This window comes from Polaromonas sp. P1_G1, assembly GCF_056405595.1.
Genome location: NZ_JBFUBU010000019.1, coordinates 79735 through 92226, shown reverse-complemented (window position 1 = coordinate 92226; position 12492 = coordinate 79735). Strand labels below are relative to the sequence as shown.

Annotated in this window: 15 protein-coding genes; 8 read left to right on the top strand and 7 right to left on the bottom strand. The window is 61.4% G+C overall.

Annotation, left to right across the window (positions count from 1 at the left end; translation table 11 throughout):
* Positions 1–100: 100 nt before the first annotated feature.
* From AC1D1Y_RS11790 to AC1D1Y_RS11780, 3 genes are all read right to left on the bottom strand, one after another.
* Positions 101–514 carry a hypothetical protein gene (locus AC1D1Y_RS11790; RefSeq protein WP_477654024.1) on the bottom strand — a complete coding sequence of 138 codons (414 nt, stop codon included), beginning with the start codon at positions 512–514 and terminating at the stop codon, positions 101–103.
* Positions 515–636: 122 nt separating this feature from the next.
* Positions 637–849 (bottom strand): DUF3820 family protein, encoded by a 213-nt coding sequence (locus AC1D1Y_RS11785; protein ID WP_436154996.1) that lies wholly within the window; start codon positions 847–849, stop codon positions 637–639.
* A gap of 10 nt (positions 850–859) precedes the next feature.
* Positions 860–1213: a translation initiation factor Sui1 gene (locus AC1D1Y_RS11780; RefSeq protein ID WP_477682504.1), complete on the bottom strand. Its 354-nt coding sequence runs from the start codon at positions 1211–1213 to the stop codon at positions 860–862.
* 200 nt (positions 1214–1413) lie between these two features.
* Between AC1D1Y_RS11780 and AC1D1Y_RS11775 the strand changes: the two genes are divergently transcribed.
* Positions 1414–2163: a DUF2726 domain-containing protein gene (locus AC1D1Y_RS11775; protein WP_477682503.1), complete on the top strand. Its 750-nt coding sequence runs from the start codon at positions 1414–1416 to the stop codon at positions 2161–2163.
* A gap of 8 nt (positions 2164–2171) precedes the next feature.
* Here AC1D1Y_RS11775 and AC1D1Y_RS11770 read toward each other — a convergent pair whose 3' ends face one another.
* On the bottom strand, positions 2172–2813 hold the full coding sequence (locus AC1D1Y_RS11770) for an FHA domain-containing protein (protein ID WP_477654027.1): 642 nt from the start codon (positions 2811–2813) through the stop codon (positions 2172–2174).
* Between the two features lie 89 nt (positions 2814–2902).
* Complete coding sequence (locus AC1D1Y_RS11765; protein ID WP_477682502.1) at positions 2903–3340, bottom strand: surface-adhesin E family protein; 438 nt, start codon at positions 3338–3340, stop codon at positions 2903–2905.
* A gap of 345 nt (positions 3341–3685) precedes the next feature.
* Between AC1D1Y_RS11765 and AC1D1Y_RS11760 the strand changes: the two genes are divergently transcribed.
* Together AC1D1Y_RS11760 and AC1D1Y_RS11755 are read left to right on the top strand one after the other, a co-directional pair.
* The gene (locus AC1D1Y_RS11760) at positions 3686–3904 is read left to right on the top strand and encodes a CsbD family protein (RefSeq protein ID WP_477654029.1); all 219 of its coding nucleotides are present in this window, start codon (positions 3686–3688) and stop codon (positions 3902–3904) included.
* 165 nt (positions 3905–4069) lie between these two features.
* On the top strand, positions 4070–5197 hold the full coding sequence (locus tag AC1D1Y_RS11755; RefSeq protein WP_477682501.1) for an ROK family protein: 1128 nt from the start codon (positions 4070–4072) through the stop codon (positions 5195–5197).
* A gap of 132 nt (positions 5198–5329) precedes the next feature.
* On the opposite strand, the gene AC1D1Y_RS11750 is transcribed toward AC1D1Y_RS11755, so the two are convergent.
* On the bottom strand, positions 5330–7771 hold the full coding sequence (locus tag AC1D1Y_RS11750) for a penicillin-binding protein 1A (RefSeq protein ID WP_477682500.1): 2442 nt from the start codon (positions 7769–7771) through the stop codon (positions 5330–5332).
* Positions 7772–7991: 220 nt separating this feature from the next.
* Between AC1D1Y_RS11750 and AC1D1Y_RS11745 the strand changes: the two genes are divergently transcribed.
* The 3 genes from AC1D1Y_RS11745 to AC1D1Y_RS11735 all read left to right on the top strand — a co-directional run bounded on the left by AC1D1Y_RS11745 (position 7992) and on the right by AC1D1Y_RS11735 (position 9605).
* A complete protein-coding gene (locus AC1D1Y_RS11745) occupies positions 7992–8237 on the top strand; it encodes a DUF3606 domain-containing protein (protein ID WP_477677262.1) in 246 nt (81 codons plus the stop codon).
* 20 nt (positions 8238–8257) lie between these two features.
* Positions 8258–8500 (top strand): DUF3606 domain-containing protein, encoded by a 243-nt coding sequence (locus AC1D1Y_RS11740; protein WP_477682499.1) that lies wholly within the window; start codon positions 8258–8260, stop codon positions 8498–8500.
* Positions 8501–8591: 91 nt separating this feature from the next.
* Positions 8592–9605 (top strand): Vgb family protein, encoded by a 1014-nt coding sequence (locus tag AC1D1Y_RS11735; RefSeq protein WP_477682498.1) that lies wholly within the window; start codon positions 8592–8594, stop codon positions 9603–9605.
* Positions 9606–9648: 43 nt separating this feature from the next.
* Here AC1D1Y_RS11735 and AC1D1Y_RS11730 read toward each other — a convergent pair whose 3' ends face one another.
* On the bottom strand, positions 9649–10059 hold the full coding sequence (locus AC1D1Y_RS11730; RefSeq protein ID WP_477682497.1) for a very short patch repair endonuclease: 411 nt from the start codon (positions 10057–10059) through the stop codon (positions 9649–9651).
* 132 nt (positions 10060–10191) lie between these two features.
* Here AC1D1Y_RS11730 and AC1D1Y_RS11725 point away from each other — a divergent pair, with 132 nt between their 5' ends.
* Both AC1D1Y_RS11725 and AC1D1Y_RS11720 read left to right on the top strand, forming a co-directional pair.
* The gene (locus AC1D1Y_RS11725) at positions 10192–11331 is read left to right on the top strand and encodes a ParB/RepB/Spo0J family partition protein (RefSeq protein ID WP_477682496.1); all 1140 of its coding nucleotides are present in this window, start codon (positions 10192–10194) and stop codon (positions 11329–11331) included.
* The gene (locus tag AC1D1Y_RS11720) at positions 11324–12469 is read left to right on the top strand and encodes a hypothetical protein (RefSeq protein ID WP_477682495.1); all 1146 of its coding nucleotides are present in this window, start codon (positions 11324–11326) and stop codon (positions 12467–12469) included. The genes AC1D1Y_RS11725 and AC1D1Y_RS11720 overlap by 8 nt, the downstream gene beginning before the upstream one ends.
* The last annotated feature ends 23 nt before the right edge of the window (positions 12470–12492 follow it).

Here is a 12492-nt window from a genome sequence, read left to right as displayed (position 1 = left end):
ACAAAACCCAGCGAAGCGGTCCTGGCTAGGCGCGTCGCCGCAGACAGCACACCAGTGCGGCAAGGCGGCGCAACAACGCCAGGAGGGTTTTTGAGTGGCTCTAGACGCGCGCGAGGCTAAACAGCAGTAACCCCAGCGCCATCCCAAAACTCAGCGCATGCATATTCGCCGCCATGGCAAAGCGATTCATGAGCCTCAGGCCCTGCTGGTCCTGCGAGCCCAGCAGGAACAGCAGGCACATCTCGCGGCGCCGCTGCGGGTCGACCGCGCTGTGCTTCTTGAGCGCCTTGTGCATGGACACCGACAGGTAGATCGCGGCCACCGAGGCCAGCGCGATGATGGGAAAGAACCAGCCGCGCACCATCCATGCGGGAAGCTGCGGCGCCAGCCAGGCGCGCAGCAGGTCGGCGGCGGCAAAAATCAGGAACCCCGCGGCGAAGCCCAGCCATTCCTGGGTGCGGAACTTCGCCATCATTTTCCTGGCCCTGGTTTCCAGGGGCAGTTCGTAAGCCATGCGGATCACCTCGTGCGAACAGTACGCCCGGTGTGCAGCCCTATGCCGGCCAACGCGGGTGCAAGGATTCTGCGCAGGAACACCCGCCGCGGCAATACTGCAAATGCAGGAGAACCCTGGTTTTATTTACGTCGCAGCGGATCCAGCAAGGGCTTGAGGCCGTTGTGGTCGATTTCCTGCATCAGCGCCAGCAGGCGGCCGATTTCCCCTTTGGGGAAGCCTTCACGGGCAAACCAGTTCAGGTAATTGCCCGGCAAGTCGGCGATCAGCGTGCCCTTGTGTTTGCCGAAAGGCATTTCGCGGGTCACCAGCAGGAGCAGGTCGTCGGGGTTCATATATATAAGCCTAGCCGCCGGCCCGCTTGGGCGCGTAGCCCTGTTTCTGCAGTTCCGCCATCACGCGCTCGCAATGGTCGCCCTGCACTTCGATCACGCCGTCCTTGGCCGTGCCGCCCGAGCCGCAGGCGGCGCGCAGCTGCCTGCCCAGCAGCGCCAGCGCCATGGCGTCCAGCGGCAGGCCCTTGACCACCGTCACGGTCTTGCCGCCCCGGCCCTTGCTTTCGCGGCTTACGCGCACCGGGCCGCCCGCCGCGGCCGCCGCCTGCTTGCAGGCGCAGGCCGCCAACGGCCGGCGGCAGCCGGGGCACATTCTTCCGGCCTCGGTGGAATAGACCAGGCCGCCTGTGGGAGTTTGTTTCATTGGGAAGGGAGAACCAGGAAATGAGAACCAAGGACGTATCCGGCCGGCCGGCATCGCTGTAGTTTTAGAACGACCGTTCGCAAAAATTTGTGAACTAGTTCACGAAAACCGCAGAATGTACCTTATAAACACGGGCAGGGATCAGCAGCTACGCCCCCTCTCAGGACGATAACAACTTCGGGCGACTCGGGACGCGAACAATGACAGGCAGCAGTTTTCTGATCGGATTTTTCATCTTTGTCGGCAGTGTGGCCCTAGGCGCCCTCGGTTATGAACGCTGGCTGTCCCATGTGGTGGCCAACCGCAAAAAGGTCGCGCGCAACCATGCCCTGCGCGCCAAACCCCTGACCAGCCGCGACGAACTCCAGGTCTGGCGCTGGCTCGAAGAAGTCTTTCCCGAGCACCGCATCCTGCCCAAAATCCCCTTCACCGGTTTTATCGAACCCAACCAGCGCGGCGGCGACGCCCACTGGCAGGCGCTGCTGGGCACCGTGAATTTTTCCTGTGCGCTGGCCGACCAGAAAGGCACGGTGCTGGGCTGCATCGACGTGCTGGGCCGCGGCGAGGTGACCGGCCGCAACCATGCCTTCAAGCGCGAGCTGCTGGCCCGCGCCGGCATCCCCTACTGGATCATCGAAAGCCAGCGCCGGCCCAGCGCCGCGCTGCTGCGCGAGAAATTCCTGGGCGCCGCCATCAGTGAAGCCGGCAAGCTGGCGACCGCCGAACGCGCCCGCCGCGCCGCCCCCGCCAGGCTCGAGCAGCCCCAGCTCTCGCGCGTGTCCAGCAATGCCTCGGACCTCACCAAAACCGGCATGACGCCGCTGCACCTGAAGTCCACCCTCAAGCTGCAGTCGCTGGCCCGCGCCTTCGCCCTGCGCCTGGCCGGTGAAGAGCCGCGGCGCGACCGCATCCGCTACTCGAGCACCAATCCCAGCAGTTCGATTGTTTAGGGCTTCGGCTAAGCCCCTTTAAGCAGGAACTCCATCTCGGTCCCCGCCAGGTTCAGCACATCGTTGTGCGCCAGCGGCGTCGCCTTGGCACTTATAGGCTTGCCGTTGAGCGTCGACGGCGTCTCGCCGTCCATGTGGGCCACGTAGTAGCCGTCGCGCCGGTGCGAGATCGACACCACCGCCACGCCCGGCTGGCCGAAGGTGGTGACCGCCTTGACCACCGCCATTTCCAGGCCCGCCGATGAGCCCGACAGCACCTTGAGGCTGGCCTGCAGCGCGCCTGTGGTGCCCGGCAGCCCTATCGCATCGAGCGACATCGCCGTGGTTTCCTGGCTTTCGGCCTGCGCCTCATGCTCGGAGGTCGCCAGGTACTGGATCCTGAAGTTGCCGATGTTGATGATGTCGTTGTCGTGCAGCAGCTCGCGCGCCTTGACCATATGGCCGTTCAGGTAGGTGCCGTTGGTGCTGCCCAGGTCGCGCAGGTAGACGTCGGCGATGCCCTTGAGCTCAAACACGCAGTGCTCGCCGCTGACCACCAGGTTGTCGAACACGATGTCGTTGTACGGCCTGCGGCCCAGCGTGGTGCGGTCGCTCTTCAGGTAGACATGCTTGATTTCGACGCCTTCGACCGATGCGATGAGTTGCGGCATGAGGAGAAGCCTTTCTTCTGAGGTTGCCGCCACTCCCAACGCGGCGGTCTCTTCATCGTAGCGCCGCCCTCGCGAAGGCACAAGGGCAGCTATGTCTTGGGCGTATCTGTGTTCCGGCAGGCCGCGCGGACCAGCCGCTGCGTCGGGTTGGGTGTCACGTCGACAAACTCCATTCGCCTGACCACGCCCTCGGGGTAGGTCGAGGTCTTGTGCGACTCGCCCTGCCACAGCGGCTGCTGGTAAAAATCCAGCGAAAGGTAGCGCGCGTTTTTTTGCGCGCAGTCGAACTGCACGGTCGAGGTGTAGGAGCGGTAGGGCACGCCGTCCCAGCTGGTGCGCGGCTTGGAGCGGCTCACGCGTATCTTCATCGTGCGCACCTCGCCCTGTACCGACACCGGGATGGGATCCACCTCGATGGTGTTGACCAGGGGGTCCTGCGGGTCGCCCAGCACCGTGAACCACGCGGACTGCGCGTGCAGCATGGAGGCGCCTCCCAGCAAGCCCCAGAAAAAAAAGTTCTGTTTCATGATGACAAGTCTTCGATGTTGCTGACTCCAGGCGCCATGGCGATGAACAGCGCCCGGATGTTTCCGCCGCTTGCAGCACTTGCACAATGTCGCATTCAAACCAGTCTACCCCTCAGCGGCACGGCTTGTCACATCAAAAGACATCTCCCTACGCACGAAATTGAAGCCGGGGCGGCAAGTTGTAGGCGGCAACCCACACCCATGCGCGCCCCCTCCCTGCGCGCACCGATTTGGGTGGGGCCTAAGGTGAAGCCATGGAATTTTTCATGACCCTTTCATCACCAGTGAAGGCATGGAAAGTCCCATGGAAAGTCCATATCCCTCCAACCCCTGAAAGGTATTCCCATGAACAAGGACCAGGTCAAAGGCAAGATCAAGGAAGTCGCCGGTGAAGTGCAGGAGCACACCGGCAAGATGGTCGGCAGCACCGAGCAGCAGGCCAAGGGCCACGCCCGTGAATTCGAAGGCAAGGCCCAGAAAGCCGCCGGCGACGTGAAGGAAAACATCAAGGACCTGAACAAGGAAGTGAAAAAAGACCTGGAGCGCGATCCTCTCAAGCCTTGATGAATAGAGGTCCTCCAGGGACCTTCAACTTTCGCGCCTTCGCGCAATCCCAGATCGGCCGGTTTCCACCGGCCGATTTGCCGTGCGCGCCGCAAGGCATTGGCTGACGGGGTCGTAGCGCCTTCGCCGCTGGCACGCCTTCCGGCCGGCGCCCATCATGGGGCCATGGCCCGCAAAACCATCCGCAAAGCCGCAGCTTCCACGGCCTCCCTGCCCGACGAACTCACGCACGGCGGCCTGCGCCGGCCCGCCGTCACCATCCAGGGTTACAGCCTGCAGTTGCACGACGGCGAAGGCTTTGCCGGCGACAGCGTCAGCCGCAAGGCCTACAGCGAGATGCTCGACACCTGGCGCAAGCTCTACCGCCGCATCAGCGGGCTGGACCCGCTGGGCCGCAAGCCCACGGCCGAGATCGGCAAGAAGCGGCTCGACGAGCTGCTCAGGCGCAACGGCAAGGCCGCGGCCATCATCTCCGCCGCCTCGGAAGACTACGCCTGGCAACTGGCCCGCGTGGTGCGGCGCTTCCTCACCCATGCGTCATGGCAGGGCGTGCGGCGCATCGTGGTCGGCGGCGGCTTCCGGCAAAGCCTGGTCGGCGAGCTCGCCATAGACCGCACTGCCGAGCTGCTCTACCAGCGCGGTAGCCGTGTGCACCTGATGACCTTGCGCCACCACCCCGACGAAGGCGGCCTCATGGGCTGGGTGCACCTGGCGCCGCCCGAAGTGCTGTCCGGCTACGACGGCTTCCTGGCCGTCGACATCGGCGGCACCAATGTGCGCTGCGGCATCGTGCGGCCGCGCGCAAAGAAGATGCCCGACCTCACCGACGTCAGGGTCAGCGGCTTGCGCAAATGGGGCCATGCCGGCGATGCCGACGCCACCCGCCGCGAAGACCTGGTGCAAGGCATCGCCGCCATGCTCAAAAAACTCATCAAGCAGGCCGAGGCCAAGGGCCTCAAGCTCGCGCCCTTTGTCGGCGTGGCCTGCCCCGGCATGATTGCCGAAGACGGCTCCATTTCCTCCGGCGCGCAAAACCTGCCCGGCAACTGGGAAAGCCCGCGCTTCAACCTCGCGCAGCATCTCTGCGAAAGCCTGCCGAAACTCGGCGGCCATGACATGCAGGTGCGGCTGCACAACGACGCGGTGGTGCAGGGCTTGTCAGAGCTGCCCTTTATGCAGGGCGTCAAACGCTGGGCCGTGCTGACCGTGGGCACGGGTTTGGGGAATGCGAGTTTTGTGAATACGGCCGGGCCGGCTACCGCCAAGAAGCGGCGCACGGCTAAAAAGCGCTGAGGCCGGTATTACCCCCTCTCCCCCTGGGAGAGGGTTGGGGTGAGGGCCAGCGGCGGATCAATGGCCCACGGCTTCATGCACAGGCCGCGAGCCCTCACCCCTGCCCTCTCCCAGAGGGAGAGGGAGCAAGAATTACCGGGGCGCTATGGGCGCGCCGACAACTACACCCGGAAACACCTGCAGTTTTTCTACAGGCACAGGCGTAGGCGGCTGCAACACAACACCGGGGGACGTGCCACCCGAATCCCCACCCTGCACGGCCGGCGGCGTGCTTTCAGCCGGCACCTGGATCGTCACGTACTTGATCACCGGCGCCGGCTGCCAGCGCGGCGCSCCGCCTTCCGCGGTTGGGGCCGCACCCGCCATGCCCACGCCCGCCGGCAGTACGCCTGGCTGGCCTTCCTGCGGCGGCTCGGCGCCGTTGAGCAGGGCTTCGATGCGCTGCTGTTCCACGTCCGTCACGCCGCCGCCCTGCGGCGCGGGAAAGCGCATCTCCGCATCCACCACCTTGGCCTTGATCGCCTGCTGGAAAAATTCGCCCACGATGGGCAGCGCGCTGCGCGCGCCCTGTCCCCAGCTGTCGCCCATGGTCACGCGGTTGTCGTTAAAGCCGACCCAAGCGCCGGCCACCAGCTGCGGGTGCATCATCACGAACCAGCCGTCGGTGTTGCCCTGCGTGGTGCCGGTCTTGCCGGCGAAGTCGGCGCGCAGGCCGTAGCGGCTGCGTATCGCCGCGCCCGTACCCTGGTCGATCACGCCGCGCATCACGTCCAGCAGCGTCTGCGCCACCGTGGCCGCCATCACCGTCTCCGGCAGCTTGGGCTGGAACTCTTCCAGCACCTTGCCGTTGCGGTCTTCCACCCGCATGACGATGATGGGCTCGATGTAGCGGCCGTCATTGGCCAGCGTGCCGTAGGCCGAGACCATTTCCTTGAGCGTCACCGGGCTGGTGCCCAGCGCCAGCGACGGCACTTCTTCCAGCTTGCTTTGCCGCACGCCCATGGCCTTTGCCAGCTTGGCCACGTGCGCCGGGCCCACTACCTGCATCACCTGCGCGGTGATGGTGTTCTTGGAGAACATCAAACCCTGGCGCAGGCTCATGAACTCGCCGCTGGGCCCGCCGCCGTCGGTGGGCCGCCAGAAGGCGCCGTTGCCCAGCGGGATTTCCACCACGCCGTCGATAAACCCGTCGGTCTGCCGCGCGCCCTCCTCAAAGGCCGCGCCGTACACAAAAGGCTTGAAGGTCGAGCCCGGCTGGCGGCGCGCCTGCTGCACGTGGTCGAACTGGTCGTCCGCAAAATCCCGGCTGCCGACCCAGGCCCGCACCTGGCCGTTGCTCGGGTCCATCGCCATAAAGCCGGCCTGCAGCCGCGTCTTGTCGTCCTTCAGCGCCTGCATGAAGTCGGCATTCGCCAGCAAAACCTTGAGCGCCTGCTCGTCCGTCTGCCCCGCAGTGCGCGCGGCCTTGTACTCCGGGGTGTCGCGCACAAAGGCCAAGGCCAGCTCGCGCTGCGCGCCGCTCTTGGCCTTCCAGCCTGAATTGAAGCGCCAGTCCCCCGCCACGATTTTCTGAAGCCGGTCGCCCTGCGCCACCAGCGCCTTGTTGGCCATGGCCTGCAGGCGCGAGTCGATGGTGGTGTGCACCACCAGGCCGTCGGCATAGATGTTGTAGTCGTTGCGGTCGGCCCACTCGATCAGCCAGCGCCGCAGCTGCTGCGCCAGGTGCGGCATCTCGCCGAACTCCGGGTCCAGCCGCTCGAAGTCGATCTTCAGCGGCTTCTTCTTGAGCGCCGCGACCTTGTCTTCCGGCAGCTTGTGGTGCTTGACCATCTGCATCAGCACGGTGTTGCGGCGCTGCAGCGCGCGCTCAGGGCTGGACACCGGGTTGTAATAACTCGCGCCCTTGAGCATGCCCACCAGCGTGGCGCTTTGCAGCACGTCCAGCTCGCTGGCCGACTTGTCGAAATAGGTGCGCGCCGCCATCTCGATGCCGTAGGCGTTGTACAGAAAGGGCACGGTGTTGAGGTAGCTCTCCAGGATCTCGTCCTTGCTGTAGACCGCCTCGATCTTGAAGGCCGTGATCGCCTCCTTGAGCTTGCGCGTCAGCGTCGCCGAGCGGCCAATCTCCTCCGGGTACATATTGCGCGCCAGCTGCTGCGTGAGCGTCGAGCCGCCTTGCTTGCGGCCAGTGAGCGTCAGCAGCACCGACGACACCGTGCGCCGGAAGTCCATGCCGTGGTGGTCGTAAAAGCGATGGTCCTCCGTCGCGATCAGCGCCGCCACCACATTCGGTGAAATCGCGTCCAGCTTGACCCAGTCGCGGTTGGCGCGCTGGAAGCTCGCCAGCTCCTTGCCATCCACCGACATCAGCACCGAAGGCTTGGCCGTCTTGGCCTTGAGCAGGTCGCTGATGCTGGGCGTGAAGGGGATCAGGATCACGATGTACAGCAGCAAGGTGACCGGAATCGCCGCCAGCCCCAGGCCCACACCGCGCCAGGTGGGGTGGCGCAAGGCGGCCAGCCGGCCGGGAATGGTGGCCGCGAATGCGCGGATGCGGAGGCCTAAAGAGCTCATGAATGGGGTCTGGAAGGGGTTCTTCATTACCCGCAAGTCTAATTCGGCGCTGTAAACCCCTTTTGTAGGACGGCGGCGCAGCCAAAATCCCCCACCGGAAGCCCAAATTCGCCGCCCCGGCCCAGGCCGCCGCCCATCCCAAAACACGGCAAACGCCTACAACAGCCGCGCCGGCGCCGCCCTAAGCTGAATTTGATAAAAGAAGACAGGAGACGACCGCATGAGCTTCATCCCCTATTACCCCCATGTCCAGCCGGACCGCATCAACCTCAATGACCGCTCCGACACCGGCACCTGGACCGAGCGCCTGGGCGTCAGCCCCGAACAGCTGCGCCGCGCCATCGCCGCCGTCGGCGACACCGCCAGCAATGTCGAACGCTACCTCAGGGGCAGCAGCCGCGCTGACAGCGCGCCGGGCCGGGCAAGGCCCTCGGCCTCGGCCACGGCGTCAGACAGGCCCCGCTGAGCCCAGCCCAGGAGAGCGCCATGGCACCCCGCTTTGCAGCACCCCGCCCCATGCCCGGCACAGAGCCCGAGCTCATCGAACTCAAGGACCCCTTCGCCGCCCAGGTCTGGGCCAAAAAGTTCAACGTCAGCCCCGAGCAGTTGCGCGAAGCGATTGAAGCCGTCGGCGACAGGGCGGCCGATGTCGAGATGCACCTCAAAGGCAGCCGCAGCACCAGCAACGCGGACCGCGTCAAGAAAGTGGGCGGAGACAAGCCCCGTTGATGGCCGCGGCCATAAACGCCACAATGCCTGGGCGGTGACCCCTCGCCGCGTGCGGCGCATGCACAAGAAAGCTATGCGTAGGAGGCATTCCATGCTTGTGCAGCAAGACCACCACCCCACCCGCCGAACCGCCCTCGCGGCCTTGCCCGCCGCCGCCCTGTTGCTGCCCGGCCTGGTGGGCGCGCAAACACCATCGCGCCTGCAATCCTGGCCCCTCAACACCCGCGCCGCCACCGGCATCCACGACATCGCGCCCGCGCCCGACGGCGGCGTGTGGTTTTCGGCCCAGCGCAGCGGCCACCTCGGCTGGTTCGACCCACGCAGCGGCAAGACGGATTTGATTGCTTTGGGCGGCGGCTCATCACCCCACGGCGTCATCGCCGGCCCCGACGGCGCGGCCTGGCTCACCGACGGTGGGCAAAACGCGATTGCCCGCGTGGCCTGGCCCTCGCGCCAGGTGAAAGTATTCCCGCTGCCCGCCGGCACGCCCTACGCCAACCTCAACACCTGCGCCTTCGACGGCGACGGCAACCTGTGGTTCACCGGCCAGAGCGGCTACGTCGGCAAGGTCGACGTGCGCAGCGGCACCGTGACCGTGAAAGACTCCCCCCGCGGCCGCGGCCCCTACGGCATCTGCGCCACACCAAAAGGCGAAATCTGGTGGTGCTCCCTGGCCGGCTCCTTCATCGCCCACTTGGACCACAAAACCGGCGAATCCCGCATCGTCGAACCACCCACACCGCGCCAGGGCGCACGCAGGGTCTGGTCAGACAGCAAGGGCCGCATCTGGGTATCGGAATGGAGCAGCGGCAACCTCTCGATGCACGACCCGGCACTCGGCACAGGCGCCAACAGCTGGAAAACCTACAAAGCCCCAGGCGCCGACCCGCATGTGTATGCGGTCTACGTCGACCACAAAGACGTCGTCTGGGCTTCGGAGTGGAGCAACAACGCGATGCTGCGTTTTGACCCGGGCAGCGAGAAGTTTGAAGCCATCCCCCTGCCCCGCGCCAATGCCGCGGTGCGGCAAATCCTGGGCAGGCCCGGGGAGGTGTGGCTGCCTGAGAGTGGGACGGAGTTTGTGACGGTGATTAGGACGGGGTGAAACCATCCGATAACAATGCACGCGAAGACATATCCTGCTGAAGCTAGCTCGCCGATTTCATAAATTTAATCACTGAAGCCAACAACATTTCTGAAGAGCGTATTTCACACTCCCATATCTCCAAAACGCTCCAACCTAGTTGCGTTAGAGCTTCGCGATTGCGCTCATCGCGCTCAATGTTGCCGGTTATCTTCTTGTTCCAATACGATTGATTAGATTTTGGGAACGAAGCGATATCGCAATTGTGCCCATGCCAAAAGCATCCATGAATGAGGATAATTTTCTTGTGCCGCGGCAATACGATGTCAGGTCGCCCTGGAAGATCTCGTCGATGCAGTCGAAACCTGTATCCAAGTTTGTGTAGTAACGAGCGCACCAGCAGTTCTGGCCGAGTATCTTTGCTGCGTATCCGGCTCATTAGCTGGGAACGTTTTGCGGGAGATAGTTTGTCCATAACCAGTACTCACCAGACTCAGTTTGTCCATCTTGATACTATTGGCTTGTAACGCTCGCTATCACCGAACCCACCACGTGTTAATTCTGGGATAGAAAGCGCATTTTTCATTTTTGCTCGATTAGGGGTGCTATGGCTACTCGCAAAACAGATCCAGAACCGTTGAGCCAGCAACTTGAAGTCAACAAACTGGACTTCGACACCAAAAACCCTCGCTTCCCCACAGATATCGCGAAGGGGCCGGTAGATGCCCTTCTAGAACGGTTTGTCAGGGATGAACGCCTCCTAGAAATAGTTGAATCTATTGGTGGTCAAGGATTTTTTCCCGGCGAACCTCTCCTCGTTGTACAGAACAAAAAAAGATACACAGTAGTAGAGGGTAATCGCCGACTAGCGGCGTTAAAGCTGCTGACTGGGGAGCTTGATGTTCCCGAAGGGCGCACATCAATTGAACGCGCCTGCGAGAACGCGAATTACCAACCGTCCAAAGTGCAATGCTTAGTTTTCGAGAAAGAAGATCAAATAGTTCGCTATTTGGGATTTCGGCATATCACCGGCATAAAGGCATGGAGCGCACTCCAAAAGGCGCGGTACCTCGAAAGACTTTATGAAAAATACAAAGATCTACCAAGAGATGAAGGACTAAAAATCTTAGCGAGAGATACGGGGAGCAAAGGCCCTTATATGGGGCAGATGCTTACCTCGCTAGCGCTCTATGACAGGGCCGAGTCGAAAAACTTCTACAAATTAGGGCTCTCGCCGGACGACATTGATTTCTCAGTTCTCTCAACGGCACTCAGCTATTCCGCTATTGTGGATTTTCTTGGGATTGAATCAAGAAATGCCGCCGAAATATCGAAGCTTAAAGAAGATCGTTTAAACATGCTATTTAAATGGCTCTTTTTAGCTCGAAGTAATCAGAAAAGTATTGTCGGTGAATCAAGAAATTTAAAAAAATTAGCAGCGATCGTTACATCGGAAACAGCGGTTGTTGAACTTAACCGTAACGGATTGCTCGATGAGGCTTTCGAACTTAGCAAAGGCCCAGCCGAGGCTCTTACCGAATCTCTATCGGTATTACAAAGACGTCTTGCAAGAGCTCTTTCCCTCGTACCCAAAGTACCAGACATGAACCGGGCACATGAAGATCAAGCAGAAGAGATAGAGGCGACTGCCGCAACACTTCACGCCGCCATTCTGAACGCACTAAAACGACGGACCACACGCGACAAGATGTCAAAGCATTCCGGTGCACGAGGGAAAAATGCCTAAGTCAGCCGGCGCCACGGCCGTGCCAACAAAAAAAGCTGCAATAAAGAAGAAAGTTCATAAGCCTAAAGAGAAGAAGCCGATTCTCCAAAACTTGGAGAATCGCCCCAAGTCCTCCGATACTTATTTGTGGTGTGATTACATTGAGCTTAGGTGTCTGTCTCATGCGGACAATCGATTCTCGCGCGACAACTTGGAAGAGCTGTTGTCTGAAACCGTTGAGCTTGCAGAAGATGAAGACATGGGCAGCGAAGCTGATGAGCCCTCAGTTGAACTAGGAGAAGTTCCCCACGTTGAAGCCGAATCGGATGACGAAGCTTCTGAAGACTCTGACGAAGTAGCGGGCATCACTTCAGTTAGCTTGCCCCGCGTTGACCGTTACGAGACGCGATCTGCCGACCTATTCAAGAACCTTGCTTATCGCGCCGAAATTTTTGGCGATGCCTATCCGTTTGAGTTAAGTGCCGACTGTAGGGAATTAAAGCTTAGGGATTCTTCTTCCGTTTCTCGTCAGCTTTATCTGCAGCTTCTTCTCTCTTCGTCGCTACGGCTCGTGCCTCAAACCAGATGGGACGAAATTACAGAGCCCTTCGAGGAGCTGTGCAAGCGAATTTTTGAATGCTTGATGCCAGCGGGGTGGCAAGTCCATAGGTTTGGCGCAAAAAGTGCAAAAAGATATACCGGCCTGCTCGCTAATCGGCTTCGCAAATTAGCGAAGGACGTGAGGACAACGCTTCAATTAAAGGGAAGCGACTTCAAAGCGGGTGATCATGGGGATGGAGGTCTCGATATTGTGGCCTGGCATCCCCTTGGAAATGACTCACGCATCGGGATTCCTATTTCGTTCGCGCAATGCGGTTGCACTGCCGAAGAATGGTCGATGAAAAGCCTTGAACCAACTCCGGCGGCTATGCCCTATTTACGAACCCATCATCCTTGGGCTTCATACTATTTTATGCCTCAAGACCTAGTTAAAGCAGAAGGAAGCAAGCAGGAGTGGCAACGAAAGAGGTACCTTCGAGAATGCATCATCATTGATCGCTTGCGAATAATGCGGCTAGCAGCTGAATACGACGTAGTGGAAGAATGCCTTCCAAAAACTCGCTTAGCGGACGAGGTGAAGCTGCTTGCTGCCGCCTAGTGAATCCGAGGAATTCTTCGACC